The sequence below is a fragment of the Paenibacillus glycanilyticus genome, from assembly GCF_051200795.1.
GTDB lineage: Bacteria > Bacillota > Bacilli > Paenibacillales > Paenibacillaceae > Pristimantibacillus > Pristimantibacillus glycanilyticus.
On record NZ_CP195155.1, the window covers coordinates 3,595,347 to 3,609,112 of the forward strand.

Sequence of the window (13,766 nt, forward strand, 5' to 3'; positions counted from 1 at the left end):
GTTACCAAGGTACGTCGTCATCCTGCGCGGATGACTCCTCTGCATACGGCTGTATAGCCGGTTCTTCTTCCTTGACATTAGTCCCGATAATCGGCAGGAGCTGTTCCAGATCCGGAGGCAGGAGCAATTCGACAGGCGAGACCCCTTTCTCGAACTGGAAGGCATCTCCTTCAATAACGGCAACATAACGTCCATTATGCTTAGCAAAATGCAGCGTGATTCCAAAGTCGGCCAGCAGCCCCTTAACGGTTACGCCGCCAAGCTTGAACGAAAATGGCAGATCCGGCTTTTGCTCGACAAGCGCTGCCGAAGCGGTGCTCACCTGCTCATGGGTCCAATATTCTTGAAGCTCGCGCTTCTCGCTGGCGGCCCACACCTCGATCGCATTCTCTTCCTCGCGTCTTTCCGTGCTTTCCGGCTCAGCCTGCCACTTATCCTCCATGTACTGCTGGACCATGCCCAGCACTTGTTCGCCCATAACCTCGGGAAGCGGCTTTTCGTAAGACACGAACTTCAGGAAATCCTCGAAATAACGGGCATGCGAAGCCTGATGGATTTTGAGCTCCCAATGGTCAAGCGATCCTTCCTCCGGCATATGCGGATATTGAATCGACTTCATCCCCCGTGCGCTGATTGCCATTTCGACATGCGAAATCAAGCTCCGTTCATCGGAAATCCGTGCAATCTTTGGTTCGAAATCGCATTTAAGCAGGAAGAGGAAAGGTTCGTCGAAATACGTATTCAGCTTAGCCCGCGCAATGATAAAAGCCCCGCCCCGAACGGCCGTCGTATCCATGTAAATATGGACCAGCTCGTCGGCGATTCCGATGAAGCGCTCTTTCGAGTCCGCCTCCCGCAAGCGTTGGAACAGGTTGTAGTTCTGGTTGCTCCCCAGCTCATAACCCGGCTCAACCATGAAGCGGCCGATTTTCGTTGGCGCATTTTCGGTATTGGGGTTGCGTTCTACTTTTCTTTTGACAATCCGCGTAAATTCCCCGTCGAGAAAGCGTTTGATCTCGCTGTCTTCATAATCGTCTTCCTCCAGCGTTTGAAAATGCTTATACCGCTTCGAGGAAGAGCTGTCCTCGCCATCCGTTACAATAACGAAGAAAGAGAGATATTCCATTCTGAAATCCACTTTTTAGTTTTCCCCCATGACCTTGGCTTATTAATTATTCCGGGTATAAGGAGCCTTCTGATAGCCGTAAGCCGGCTTTAGCTCCGTATTGTCAAACCCGCGATGCCATACCGGCGTCGTAGAAGGCGACATCGGCGGGATGAGCCAGGACCATCGGCCGGTTAGCGGCCTGTCGTTATTTCGCTCCTGCTGGGCGAACCGCATGAACTGCTCCGAGGCCGTATGATGGTCCACAATGCTCACGCCGTGCTTTTTGAAGGAGTGAATAACCGCGACATTCAGCTCGACGAGCGCACGATCCTTCCATAACGATGTATTGGTCGACATATCCAGCCCCATCAGCCGGGCAACCTCAGGAAGCTTGTTGTAGCGGTTGAAGTCGGCCAGATTGCGCGCCCCGATCTCCGTCCCCATATACCAGCCGTTGAACGGTGCGGCGGTGTATGTGATACCGCCGATCTCCAGCTTCATATCCGAAATGAAAGGAACCGCATACCATTGCAGAGCCAGCTCTTCAAACCGTTCAATTTCCGGATGAGACAACGGTACTTCCTTCACCAGTCCTTCCGGATGCTCGTACCATCTTGGAGGATCGTCATTCACCTGAATGACAAGCGGCAGCACGTCATACGCGGTTCCCGCCCCTTTCCAGCCCAAATCCGTGCACACCCGGGTAAATTCCAAAGATGCCGGATCCCCCAGTATTCCGCTTCCCGTATCGTAACCTGCATATCGTACAAGCTGATGGTTCCAAATCCTTATCTGCCGATCCTCGAATTGCGGCGCGAATACCGTAATAGCGGGACGGATACGTCCTTCGTTTGTCGCATATTTAATATGGTTAAATACCTGTTCCGCTATTTGATCGGCATCCTCTAAGGAACGCGCATCGATCACCTCAAGCGATTGCCAGAATAACCGGCCTATACAACGGTTGCTGTTCCGCCAAGCCATCCTCGCTCCATGCCGAAGCTCCTCCAACGTATGTACATAGTAGCCCTTGTTCTCAATCGATTGCTCGATTTCCTTCAGACGGTCCAATGCTTCCGATTCCGTCTTGCCCAGCTCACTGTAACAATTCGCGATAAACGGCTCCGCCTCTTTATATAATTCTGTTGCAATCATGCTCGCACCTGCTCTCTATCCAACAACTTTCTTCTTACGATAACGTATTTTGAAGGAGCATGCCACTTTGCCGCTAGCGAAAAAGAGGCGTTCACTTATTGTTCATGGTTTTATTTAACCGGCTTGTCACAATTGCGTTAGAAAGCATCATCTCAAAAGAAAATCGCCCTCTCCCTTTAAGCAAGAAGAAGCTGTTGAAAGCTTTCCTGCCTCTAAGGGAAATAGGCGATTTCATTTTTTCATTACTCGCTTTTTTGGCGGCCAAGCACCAGAAGAACGGTAATTAAAATAAATGCGGTCAAGGCCATTAGCGGGATGGTGATGAAGCCCAGCCAGTTCAGATAATCATAGTTGCACGGAATACCCGAGCGGCATGGCATCATATCGCCCACCTTCGGAAACCAGATTTCGAAATTGTGATAGATCGAGATCAGCATTCCGATGATGCTCAGCGGCAGTACATACCCGATGATGCGGCGGTCGCCGCGATAAGCCGCGATTCCAAGCAGAATGACCTGCGGGTACATGAAAATTCGCTGGTACCAGCACAGATCGCAAGGTATAAAGCCGCGGATTTCGCTAAAATACAAGGACCCGCCGGTAGCGACTAGAGCGACAAGCCAAGCCAAATATAAACCATATCGCTGAAACCAGCTTTCATAGATTTCGGATTCGGTTGTCGTTGTCAAGTTCCCTACCCCTTATTCACAGCTTCGTCGATTGCCGCTTTGATACTCGCGTAATCAAGGTTGCCGGCATATTGGACGCCGTTAATAAAGAGCGTTGGCGTACCCGTTACATTAAGCGGGCCTACTTTTGCGTTGTCTTTGTTCACTTCGCTTTGATACGTTTTATCGTCGATATCCTTCTTCAGCTTGTCGAAGTCAAGCGTAAGCTTCGCGTCCTTCGCGAGCTGAACAAGGTAGTCCGAGGTTGCCCATTTGGTCTTCTCGTCCTTCTGATTATTATAGATCGTTTTGTAATACGTCCAGAACGCTTCGTCGCCGGCTTGCTGCTGCACTGCTTCGGCAGCCAATGCCGCTGTTGTTGAGTCGGGACCGATAAAGGTATAGTTCGCGAAATACAAAGCCGCTTTGCCCGTATCGATAAAGTCTTTCTCCAGCTGCGGTTCTACGTTTTGCGCAAAATACTGGCAAACCGGGCATTTGTAGTCGCCGAACTCGACGATTTTGACCGGAGCCTCCGCATTCCCCTTAACCGGCAATCCCGTATAATCGATATCGTATACCTTGTTTGCAAGATCAGCCTGCTGCTTGGATTGATGATTAATACCTAAAATGATAACTACGATTACGGCTACGATCGCCAGCGTCAAAACAATAAGCGATTTATTGGATTGCTTCTTTACCGGCTGCTTGTAAGTGCCTTGTCTTGGCCGCTGCTGCTTGGCCTTTGCTTTTGCTTGAGTGCCCAAACTTGTCCATTCCTCCCCGGCATTTGAATAATGTCGCTTGGCCGTATCCAGCGCCAGGCACAATTTCCAGTGCCTGGCGCCGATGATGGGCCTGTACTTGTGACCAGTGTAGTTACAACGGGCTTTAATGTCAATAACTAGCTGTGACATGACGAAATACTGTCATATTTATTCGGCTATTCTTCGTTAATTAATGTCGTTAAAGAATTACGGTGCAGCAGCTTCAGCTTATGAAGAGCACGCGTGCAGCCTACATACAAAAGCTTAGCGTCATCCTGCGTATACATATCGGCTCCGGCGTCCGCAATGAGTACCGCGTCGAACTCCAGCCCCTTCGACAAATAGACCGGCACGACCGATAGCCCGCCACCGTATTCCGGCTGCTTGCTCTGTACCAGCGACGCCTCGAGCCCTTCGCTAACCAGATAATCATGCAGCTCCGCGCATTGCTCCGCGGTACGGCCGATAACCGAAATCGTCTGGAACTGGCCGTCAGCCTGCCACTCACGGACGGACTGCGCAATCTGCTTCTGCCATGCGGCTTGGTCCGCCTGCACAACCTCAACCGGGTCTCCGCTCCGGAACACCGGCACCGCCGGTTTTACGCCGCCGCCCATCGCGCCTAGAATTCGGTTCGCGAATTCGATGATTTCCATGGTCGAACGATAGCTGCGGTTCAGCTCGAAAAAGCCGGTCTGTTCCTCGTTAAAGAGCTGGATCAGCTCCGTCCAGCTGTTAATTCCTGCGTATGCGTGAATGCCTTGCTGAAGATCGCCGAGTACCGTCATCGACGGCGTTCGTTGGCAAAGCTTCAGGGCTTCCAGCTGGAATGGCGAGTAATCCTGCGCCTCGTCAATAACGATATGATCGTAAGCCGGGATCTTTAATCCATACAGCCGCAAATGGATATAGACTAACGGTGCCAGATCCTCCGCTTCAACTACCCCATCCTTCAACGCGGCGGCGGTAGCTGCCGCGATATCCTTCGGAATGACGGACACGGCTTGCTTTCCTTGGAATAAAGCCGTATATAGCTGCGGTGCCGTGTAAGATGGGATCTTTTTCGCAAAGGCGGTAAGCTTGGTCTGCGCTTTGGCGCGCAGCTTCTTATCCACAACCTTGCGAAGCTTAAGCTCCGATTCATACCAGCGGCGGATGCGGTTTACGAGCCGTTCGCGCTTTTGCATCAAAGTCTCGTCGCCGTAATCCGTCTCGTACCATTCCTTCATTTGCTCCGGCTGCAGCACAAGACCTGGCAGCGGTTCAAACGGAACAACCGGAACGATCCGCTGCGCCAGCTCTTCTATCCGGGAATCGATCGCTTCTTTGAAGGCAAGCGACCCTTTGATCCGGCCTGGCGCATTTGCCATCTCAACCGCCGAACGATGCTGCTCGAACCAGTAAGCCAAGGCATCCGATGCGCTTCTCAGCTTCACCTCATGCCCTAACAGCTCAAGCGACCAGTCCGCAAACGTCGTCTGCAAAATATCGCCTACGCCAAGCTCGGGAAGAACGCCGGAAATGTAATCCAGGAACATTCGGTTGGGAGCGAATATAATCATCCGTTCCGCTTTTACCCGATCCGCGTATTGATAAAGAAGAAACGCTAGTCTATGAAGGGCCACTGTCGTTTTACCGCTTCCCGCTACCCCTTGTATGAACAACGCTTTGCTCCGTTCGGAACGGATAATCCGGTCCTGTTCATGCTGGATCGTTGAGACGATATCCCGCAATTTGTTATCTTTGTTCTCGCCCAGGCGGTATAAGAGGAATTCATCCGTTACGGACTCTTCTTCCTTCCCGCGCACGTAACTGTCAACCATGCGGACAAGCTCGCCCTGCCGCACCATAAAATTGCGCTTCAGATGCACATAGCCTTCGATATCGCCTTCCGGCGCCGTGTATGTAGCCGCATCCTCCCCGCCCGTAAAAGAATAGAACAAGCTGGCGACCGGCGCGCGCCAATCGATGACAAGCAGCTCGTTGCTGCCTTGCTTGGCAACGCCTGCCTTGCCGATATACAGCGGCTTCTTCTCGCCTTCCGGCAGCTCCTCGAAATCAATCCGCCCGAAATAAGGCTCTCGGAATGCAACCTCCAGACGCTGTTTGCGCTCCTCGCGCTGCAGATCGAGCATCTGCTCCGTAAAATCGTCGCCCGTATAACGGGGACCAATGCCTGCCAGCTGACTCTTGATATCGTCGAGCGACCGAGCCAGCCTTTCTTGTTCTTCTTGATAGGCACTTTGAACCGTGGTCATGTCAGTTACCTCCTAAAAAGAATGTCTGCACAGTTGACTTCCATATAGTCAACTGCTGTGATTCTTAGCCCGTAAGCATGGACTAAGAATAATGTTGGTTTGCAAAAAACGAATAACCAATATACCACAGGACAAATGCCTTAAGCAACGAAATTGAAATTCATCCCGATCAATCCCGCCAAATAATAAATCACGACAAGGTTAAAAATGAACAACAAAGGAATTCCGACCCGGAAAGAGGCATGCTTCGTTTTGTGCCGCCATATCTGCATGCCTATCCAGGCCCCTAAAGCTCCGCCGATTGCGCTTACTCCAAACAGCCTTTTTTCCGGAATGCGCCTCTTCTTGCGTCTAGCATAGTTTTTATCCATTCCCATCATCGCAAACGCGATTATATTAACGACAAGCAAATAAATAATCAACAGGATCATGCTCGTATCCCCTTCCTGCAATCGATTACGTACGCGGCTTTGCCCGGTTCGTTGGTTGCGCCGCATACGGATCATCCGGCCAATAATGCTTCGGATACCGTCCTTTCAAGTCTTTTTTCACTTCGAAATAGGCTTCGTTCCAGAAGCTTCTTAAATCTCTGGTCACCTGCACCGGCCTTTGGGAAGGCGATAATAGATGAAGCGTCAATGGCAGCCTTCCCCCAGCGAGGCGAGGCGTCTCCCGCAGCCCGAACAGCTCCTGAAGCCTTACGGCTATGAAAGGCGCGTCCGGATCGCTGTAATCAATCGGAATCCGCGAGCCGCTGGGCACCGTCATATGCGTAGGCACCTGCTCGTCAAGCTCCTGCCGCTGCCCCCAAGTCAGCAGCCCTTCCAGCAGCTGCACCATGTTAAGACGCTGCAAGTCCGACTTGTTCTTCATGCCGTACAGATGCGGTAGCAGCCAATCGTGAACGGTAGCAAGCAGCGCAGCTTCGGATACATCCGGCCATCCGCTGTTATGATGCGCCATCAGCTGCATTCTCGCCTGCAATTGCCTTGCGGCCTTCGACATCGAGAGCAGACCAAGACCAGCGCTTGCAATGCCGTCAGCCAGCGCTGCCGCAATCAACTCCGGCGCTGGCTGCTGAATTGGCGTTTCCTTTAATATAATCGAGCCAAGCTGTATGCGTCTTCGTGCGCGCACCGCTTGCGCTCCGGGATCCCATTCCACGCTCTCTTCCGCTTGGAACTGTTCACCGGCTGCCTGCTCGAGCATATCTAGATCCAGCTCGGCTGCAAGGCGTATGCGGCTTTCGCTGCCCGCATCGTCAAGCTCCGCTGCAGCCAAGAAGGCGGAACGCGACAAGGGCTGAAGCTCCGGCAGCGCGGCACCGCGGCCATTCGCGAGCAAATAACGGCCATCCGCCCGTTTTTGCGCGATCCGGTCCGGGTAAGCGAAAGCAATCAGCAGACCCGCATAGGAGGTATTCTTCCAATCCCGTTTGCCTTGATCCTCCTGCTCCTTAGCTTTCACCATCTGCCGCCACTGCTTGGCTTGTGCTTTAATCCGCTGCACGGCTCCGCGGTCAGCCTCCAGTCTACCGCCTGCTCCGTGCAGAGCTTCAAGCCGAAGCGATACATCGACATTCCGCTCCTGCGGCAATAAATCACGCTCGCTAAGTAATCCGGCCAGCTCGCATGCTTCATCTAACAGATTCAGCTCTTCTGCCTTAAGCAGCATAAAACCCAGCCTTGGATGAAGGCCAAGCTTCGCCATTCTCGCCCCCCGGCTTGTTATTCGGCCATCCGCATCAAGAGCCTGGAGCAGCTTCAAGAGCTCAAGCGCTTGACGGTAGGCTGCCTGCGGGGGAGCGTCCAGCCACATCAATTCGCCCGGATCGTCGGTTCCCCATGCAGACAGCTCCAGAGCAAGCGGAGCTAAATCCGCTTCAAGCAGCTCAGGCGTGTTATGCGGCGGTAAATAAGGATGCTCCTGCTCCGTCCACAGCCGGTAGCAGACGCCTGGCGCAAGCCGTCCTGCCCGGCCTCTGCGTTGGTCGGCCGAGGCTTGCGAGACAGGCACTGTCTCCAGGCGTGTCATCCCGGTGCGGGGAGAAAACTTCGGAACCCTCATCAGTCCGCAATCCACAACGATACGAATCCCTTCGACGGTTAAGCTGGATTCCGCAATGGAGGTCGCCAATACCACCTTGCGTTCTCCGGGTTTGCAGGGAGCAACAGCCGCATCCTGGGCTTCAAGCGGAAGATTGCCATGAAGCTCAGCGATTCGGATCGATGAAGCTAGTCCGGATTGCGCAAGAAGGCCTGCCGTTCGCCTGATCTCTCCTGCGCCGGGCAGGAACACTAGGATGTCGCCCTCATGTTCCCGAATAGCTTCCACTATAGTGGAAGCAACTAGCGTTTCGATCCTGCCTTCTACCCTCGTACTACGGTAGATGGTCTCAACCGGAAAGACGCGCCCGCTGCTTTGGATCACAGGTGCCCCGCCAAGCAATTCTGCGACAGGCTCCGCATCAAGCGTGGCTGACATAACGAGAAGGCGAAGCTCCTCCCTCAGCAGCGACTGGGACTGCAGGGTTAACGCCAGGCCAAGATCCCCATGAAGGTGGCGTTCGTGGAATTCGTCGAACAGAACCGCCCCAACCTGTTCAAGCGCCTGATCCTCCTGCAGCATGCGGGTCAGTACGCCTTCCGTGACCACTTCGATTCTCGTTTTTGCGCTTACCTTCGTATCCAGCCTTACACGGTAGCCGACAGTCTCTCCGACTTGTTCCCCCAATGAGGTTGCCATAAATTTGGCAGCGGATCGCGCGGCAAGCCGGCGCGGTTCCAGCATCACGATTTTCCGGCCGTTCAGCCATTTTTCTTGAAGAAGCGCCAGCGGAACCCGGGTTGTCTTGCCGGCTCCGGGCTCTGCGACAAGCACCGCGTTTGTTCCGTCCCGCAAGGTTTGCAGCAGCTCCGGCAGTACGGCGTCAATAGGCAGTTGCTTCATAAGTTATACATTCCCTCGCTTTATTTAACCTCATTAAATACCACTTATTTAATGCCGTTAATTATGATAGTTAATGGCACGAATTATTTGACCAGCCTCATCATTTGAACCACCGGCCGGTTATCCCCGGTTAATGTTTTTTCCGCGGAACGAAGCTGGGACGAACCGTCCCCGTCAAGAAAAATCCCGTCCACCAGCATGCCTCTGCCAACCTTTTCTATTATCGCATCGCGAAAAGCCTGCAGCGACCCTTTCGAGCTGCTAACAACCAGAAAGAGCAATCCTTCCCGGTTATAGACGGCGGCCGATCGCAAACGGGCATCTTCCGGATATGGCGCTTGTTCCGTCTCGATCTGCTCAAGCCAGTTCTGATTCTGCCCCAGACTCATGCTTATGCCGCCCTGCGCCCAAAACCTGGTGTGGTCCATAACCTTCAAATCGGCGGCTTCGCTTACCACCTGCACGGACAGCTTGTCCGAAGCTCCGTCCCAGACTAATGTTCCGCGGGCATACTTGACATTCTCCGCACCGGATCCGTAATCATCAGGAGCCCCATTGACCGGCAGTCCGTCTACCACGGCGATGCTTAGCAGGGAATTCTCATAAAAAAACCCGCCGTTTACTCCGTAATAAGGCGTTAAAGAGATGTTGTTCCGAATAGAGGCCAGAGTAATATTCGAAGGCCTTGTCTCCAGCACGTGAAGCTTCATGCCGTTGGATGCTTCGAATTCTTCATAAATATAAGCAGAAGGAGCATTGGCGTCCCGCTTCACCCCTTCGCTTTTCGCCTGCATAGCGTAGATCATCACGGCAAACAGCAGCCCCAGCAATAAAAAGATGCCCGCCATGATGCCGGCGATTTGCAGCTTTCTTTTCCTATCCAAGCCCGCAACTGATGGATTCTCCATGAAAAACCTCAATCCCTGGAAATTGTTTTTCTAATCAAACCAGCCTTTTCTGCGGAACCAGATGTACATGGCTATACCAATCATGACCATAAATCCGATTAGGCCAAAATATCCCCAATGCCATTTCAACTCCGGCATATTCTCGAAGTTCATGCCGTAAATGCCGGCCAGAAACGTCAGCGGCATAAAGATCGTCGTAATGACCGTTAACGTCTTCATGATGGCATTCATCCGGTTCGCGTTGTACGACATAAAGCTGTCGCGCAAATCCGATGTCATTTCGCGCGAGGCGTCGGTCATTTCAGTCAGCTTCAGAAGATGGTCGTACACGTCGTGATAGAACGCCAGATAACCTTTTAACCCTTCAATCCGTTCCGTATTCAGTGTTCGATAGAGCAGGTCCCGCATTGGCAGGATCGTCTTGCGGAGACGCAGCAGCCTTGAACGAATGTTGAAGATTTCGTCCATCGTCATTTGATTCGCGCTTTCGCTGCCGATCTCCATATCAAGCACCTGCTCCTCCAGTTCCTGTACGGCAGGGAAATACTCGTCAACCAGCTGGTCGATAACCATATAAGCCGCAAACAAATAGCCGTCGTTTCCCAGCTTGGAAGCAGCTTGTATTTTGGCCCACGCTTCGTTAATCTCTTCCGAATTTTTTACGTGATAGGTCACGATAAACCTGGGGCCAATAAATAAATTGACCTCCTCCACATCCAGGCTGCGCGAGTTAACCGAATGCAGCACGAAGAAATGCGTATCGTCGTAATGGTCCAGCTTAGGCCGCTGCAGCAGATGACAGCAGTCCTCAATCGCCAGCGGATGAAAATGAAAGTATGTATCGAGAAGCTTCGTCTCCGAGACTTCCGGCTCGCTGAAATCGACCCAATACCAGTCAAGATCGAGCTTTTTGAGATCCTCCAACGCGATGTCGTTGACCCATGTTTTTTGTTTCGTATAACCTTTTATCCGAATCATAGCCGAATCCTCCATCGTGATAACCGATTCTCTTATTTTAACGCGTAACCGCCATTCTGTAAAAAAGTTGCGTCGTTCAAAATAGTCGTGCTATCATCGGTGTCAATAAAGGAGAGTCGATCGATATGTCGAATATACGCGGACGCTTCGCTCCTACTCCGTCCGGACTGATGCATGTAGGCAATGCCTGGGCAGCGCTGCTCGCCTGGCTGCAGATCCGCAGCCAAAACGGGCAATTCGTGCTGCGGATGGAAGACATCGACGGTCCGAGATGCCGCCCGGAGCTTGCTGGACAAGCACTTGCCGATCTTCGCTGGCTGGGACTTGATTGGGATGAGGGACCCGATGTCGGAGGACCCCATTCCCCGTATACGCAAAGCGAGCGTATCCCGCTCTATGAAGAGGCGCTGGACAAGCTGCTTGCAAGCGATAAGCTATATCCATGCTTCTGCAGCCGGGCGGAGCTGCTTGCGGTTGCCAGCGCCCCTCACGGGTTATCCTCCGAGGGTCCCGCTTATGCCGGAACATGCCGGCATTTGACGCTGGAGCAGCAGCGGGAACGGCGCGAAGCCAAGACCCCATCTCTTCGGTTTAAGGTTGACGAAACCAGAGCGATTACTTACGAAGACGGTATTGCGGGAACGCTGCGATTCCCTCCGGGGGTTGGCGGCGACTTTGTGGTCCGCCGCGCGGATGGCATTATCAGCTACCAGCTAGCGGTCGTTATCGATGACGCTGCCATGAACATGACCGATGTTCTGCGCGGAGCGGATCTGATGGATTCCACCCCGCGCCAGCTCCTCTTGTACGAAGCGCTGGGGCTTCCCGCTCCCCGCTTCGCCCATGTTCCTCTGTTGATGGGCGAGGATGGAAAAAGGCTGGCTAAACGGCATGGCGATACCTCGATTGCCGGTTTAAAGGAAGCTGGCGTAGGACCCGAGCGTATTATAGGCTGGCTAGCTTTTCTTGCCGGGCAAACGGACAGATTCGAGCCCATTGCCGCGACCGAGCTCATCGGGTATTTCGATCAAAGCCGGATTCCGAATGAACCGATTACGATCAGCGAGACTTTAATGAAGCAGCTGTTCAACTGAATGGATCGGCAAAAAAACGAGAGCCGGTTCCAGCCCTTACGTAAGACGTGGAGGGCGGAATCAGCTCTCGTGTTGTGTCCGGCAAGCTTCATGCACGGTCTCGTAAACAAGACGGCCTATCGCATTGCCTATGGTTGTGGCTGCTCCCGCATAAGCATGCACAGCCTGATAGGCAGGATTGCCGCTAACCCCAACCACGACGGCATCCGTCGTGGTACCGGTTGCAATCCGGCTTGTTTCCGGATCCATTATCCGCAGATCGGCAAGAGCCGCAGCTTTCGCTTCGGCGTACGTAATAATGGCGTTTGTCATTGCCGAATCGGTCATTTGACCATCCACAAGCAGCACCGTATTAATAGTGCCCGCGGAATACGCGGAGAACGTTTCCCGCGGCAAGCCCGCTCTGGCCGCATTACGGGTCCCTGCCGTCGTCAGGCACAGCAGCTTAAAGCAATCCCCTTCCAGCTCCGCTACGGAAGCATGCGTCAGCTTCGCCGCGGTCAGCAGGCCTATCGTATGTTCCGGCTTATAGCCCCATTGCCTCAATTGATCGGACGTATCGCGTGCAGGGTCTGTACCGCCGTAATGCAGAGGCACCTTCCAGTTCACGATAACATCCGCCTCGGCCAGACCACCGGTATGAATCGCATTGCTTAACGTCCTTAACTTTCCGGGACAACCTATTTCCAGCCGTTCTTCCCGAAGGGTAATGCTTACCCCGTCCCATAACCTCGAACAATAATGCTGGCCTTGCCTAAAGGGCTGGCTCATCGAATGGCCGCCTCACGGAACTTGGACAAAGAACGGTCCAGCGCTTCCAGTAGCCATTCATTCTGATGGCGGAGCTTAACCGCAAAACGGCAATACGACTCATCCAGACCGATAAAATGCGAGGCATCGCGGATGAGAATTCCCATTCTTCCCATTTCGTGCTGCAGACCCGCGGCCGTTAATCCCGGAATATCCGGCAGACGGACAAGCAAATAATTCACCTTCCCCGGAATAACCCGGAAGCCAAGCGCTTCTAGCTTGCCGATCAGCCACGGACGCTCCTCCAGCAGCCAATTCATCGTGCGGGAGGCATACTCCTTCTCTTCCAGCACCGCTTCTCCAATCTGCTGGGCCAAGGAATTTACGCTCCATGGTACCTGAAGTCTGCGCAATTCCGAGATTTTATGAGGCGCTCCTACCATATAGCCTAGACGAATACCCGGTACGGCATAAAATTTGGTCATCGACCGGATGACGAATAACCTCTCATGCGACGCCGCTTCCCTCAGAAGGGTATAGCTCTCTTCCTCCGGCACAAAATCCATAAAGGCTTCGTCCACCACAACCGTTGCGCCGTTATACAGCAGCTTCATGATCAGTGCCGGATCCACAAGTTGTCCGGTTGGATTGTTAGGCGACCCAATCATATAAAAGGCTGCTTCCGAATCTTCTATCATCGATGAATTCAAGACAAAATCATTGTCGGCAGACAACATAATCGGTGTAATTGAACCGCCGGTCTTCATCACCGCGTCACCGTATTCCGTAAAGCATGGATAAGCTAATGCCGTAACGGCCGGGCGAAGCGCTCTCACAACCAAATCGATCAACTCGGCGGCGCCGTTGCCGATTAGAATGGATTGCTCGTCTACGCGGTGAAGCTGCGCCAGCTTGTTCCTAAGCCCGCGTACAGCCGGATCCGGATAGCGGTCAATCTGCTCCGCATAATGCACCAAGGCGCGTCTAACTCCATCCGGCGGGCCAAACGGATTCATATTCGAGCTGAAATCGATAAACTGTCTTGCCGGGAAGCCGAAGGTTTCTTCCGCCGTCCGTAAATCTCCCCCATGTCCATAGCGTTCAAGCATGGATATTCCCCTCTTCCCCTTG

At 53.0% G+C, this 13,766-nt stretch carries 12 protein-coding genes; 1 reads left to right on the top strand and 11 read right to left on the bottom strand.

All coding sequences use genetic code 11. The annotated features are described in order from the left end of the window. Position 1 precedes the first annotated feature (1 nt). From ACR9FF_RS16580 to corA, 9 genes are all read right to left on the bottom strand, one after another. Positions 2–1,138 (bottom strand): DUF3900 domain-containing protein, encoded by a 1,137-nt coding sequence (locus ACR9FF_RS16580; protein WP_236013162.1) that lies wholly within the window; start codon positions 1,136–1,138, stop codon positions 2–4. Positions 1,139–1,168: 30 nt separating this feature from the next. Beyond that, the gene (locus ACR9FF_RS16585; protein ID WP_435163111.1) at positions 1,169–2,263 is read right to left on the bottom strand and encodes a nitric oxide synthase oxygenase; all 1,095 of its coding nucleotides are present in this window, start codon (positions 2,261–2,263) and stop codon (positions 1,169–1,171) included. A 242-nt stretch (positions 2,264–2,505) separates the two neighbouring features. Next, the gene (locus ACR9FF_RS16590) at positions 2,506–2,952 is read right to left on the bottom strand and encodes a disulfide oxidoreductase (RefSeq protein ID WP_127495163.1); all 447 of its coding nucleotides are present in this window, start codon (positions 2,950–2,952) and stop codon (positions 2,506–2,508) included. A 5-nt stretch (positions 2,953–2,957) separates the two neighbouring features. Next, on the bottom strand, positions 2,958–3,698 hold the full coding sequence (locus ACR9FF_RS16595; protein WP_236013163.1) for a DsbA family protein: 741 nt from the start codon (positions 3,696–3,698) through the stop codon (positions 2,958–2,960). Positions 3,699–3,874: 176 nt separating this feature from the next. Continuing rightward, positions 3,875–5,956, bottom strand: a complete 2,082-nt coding sequence (locus ACR9FF_RS16600; RefSeq protein ID WP_435163114.1) for a HelD family protein — start codon at positions 5,954–5,956, stop codon at positions 3,875–3,877. Between the two features lie 140 nt (positions 5,957–6,096). Beyond that, the gene (locus ACR9FF_RS16605; RefSeq protein ID WP_201000378.1) at positions 6,097–6,387 is read right to left on the bottom strand and encodes a DUF1294 domain-containing protein; all 291 of its coding nucleotides are present in this window, start codon (positions 6,385–6,387) and stop codon (positions 6,097–6,099) included. Between the two features lie 25 nt (positions 6,388–6,412). Further along, positions 6,413–8,905, bottom strand: a complete 2,493-nt coding sequence (hrpB, locus tag ACR9FF_RS16610; RefSeq protein ID WP_435163116.1) for an ATP-dependent helicase HrpB — start codon at positions 8,903–8,905, stop codon at positions 6,413–6,415. A gap of 83 nt (positions 8,906–8,988) precedes the next feature. Beyond that, on the bottom strand, positions 8,989–9,813 hold the full coding sequence (locus tag ACR9FF_RS16615; protein WP_435163118.1) for a hypothetical protein: 825 nt from the start codon (positions 9,811–9,813) through the stop codon (positions 8,989–8,991). A gap of 30 nt (positions 9,814–9,843) precedes the next feature. Continuing rightward, positions 9,844–10,791: a magnesium/cobalt transporter CorA gene (corA, locus tag ACR9FF_RS16620; RefSeq protein WP_435163120.1), complete on the bottom strand. Its 948-nt coding sequence runs from the start codon at positions 10,789–10,791 to the stop codon at positions 9,844–9,846. Positions 10,792–10,916: 125 nt separating this feature from the next. Here corA and gluQRS point away from each other — a divergent pair, with 125 nt between their 5' ends. Beyond that, positions 10,917–11,885 carry a tRNA glutamyl-Q(34) synthetase GluQRS gene (gluQRS, locus tag ACR9FF_RS16625; RefSeq protein ID WP_435163122.1) on the top strand — a complete coding sequence of 323 codons (969 nt, stop codon included), beginning with the start codon at positions 10,917–10,919 and terminating at the stop codon, positions 11,883–11,885. 60 nt (positions 11,886–11,945) lie between these two features. On the opposite strand, the gene ACR9FF_RS16630 is transcribed toward gluQRS, so the two are convergent. Both ACR9FF_RS16630 and cobD read right to left on the bottom strand, forming a co-directional pair. Next, positions 11,946–12,656 (bottom strand): adenosylcobinamide amidohydrolase, encoded by a 711-nt coding sequence (locus ACR9FF_RS16630; protein ID WP_435163124.1) that lies wholly within the window; start codon positions 12,654–12,656, stop codon positions 11,946–11,948. Continuing rightward, the gene (cobD, locus tag ACR9FF_RS16635) at positions 12,653–13,744 is read right to left on the bottom strand and encodes a threonine-phosphate decarboxylase CobD (RefSeq protein ID WP_435163126.1); all 1,092 of its coding nucleotides are present in this window, start codon (positions 13,742–13,744) and stop codon (positions 12,653–12,655) included. The genes ACR9FF_RS16630 and cobD overlap by 4 nt, the downstream gene beginning before the upstream one ends. Positions 13,745–13,766: the final 22 nt, after the last annotated feature.

Bases quoted from the DNA above. Each gene is read 5' to 3' on its own strand.
- ACR9FF_RS16615 (WP_435163118.1), bottom strand. From the start codon at position 9,813: ATGGAGAATCCATCAGTTGCGGGCTTGGATAGGAAAAGAAAGCTGCAA.
- ACR9FF_RS16585 (WP_435163111.1), bottom strand. From the start codon at position 2,263: ATGATTGCAACAGAATTATATAAAGAGGCGGAGCCGTTTATCGCGAAT.
- ACR9FF_RS16630 (WP_435163124.1), bottom strand. From the start codon at position 12,656: ATGAGCCAGCCCTTTAGGCAAGGCCAGCATTATTGTTCGAGGTTATGG.
- ACR9FF_RS16605 (WP_201000378.1), bottom strand. From the start codon at position 6,387: ATGATCCTGTTGATTATTTATTTGCTTGTCGTTAATATAATCGCGTTT.
- ACR9FF_RS16600 (WP_435163114.1), bottom strand. From the start codon at position 5,956: ATGACCACGGTTCAAAGTGCCTATCAAGAAGAACAAGAAAGGCTGGCT.
- gluQRS (WP_435163122.1), top strand. From the start codon at position 10,917: ATGTCGAATATACGCGGACGCTTCGCTCCTACTCCGTCCGGACTGATG.
- corA (WP_435163120.1), bottom strand. From the start codon at position 10,791: ATGATTCGGATAAAAGGTTATACGAAACAAAAAACATGGGTCAACGAC.
- cobD (WP_435163126.1), bottom strand. From the start codon at position 13,744: ATGCTTGAACGCTATGGACATGGGGGAGATTTACGGACGGCGGAAGAA.
- hrpB (WP_435163116.1), bottom strand. From the start codon at position 8,905: ATGAAGCAACTGCCTATTGACGCCGTACTGCCGGAGCTGCTGCAAACC.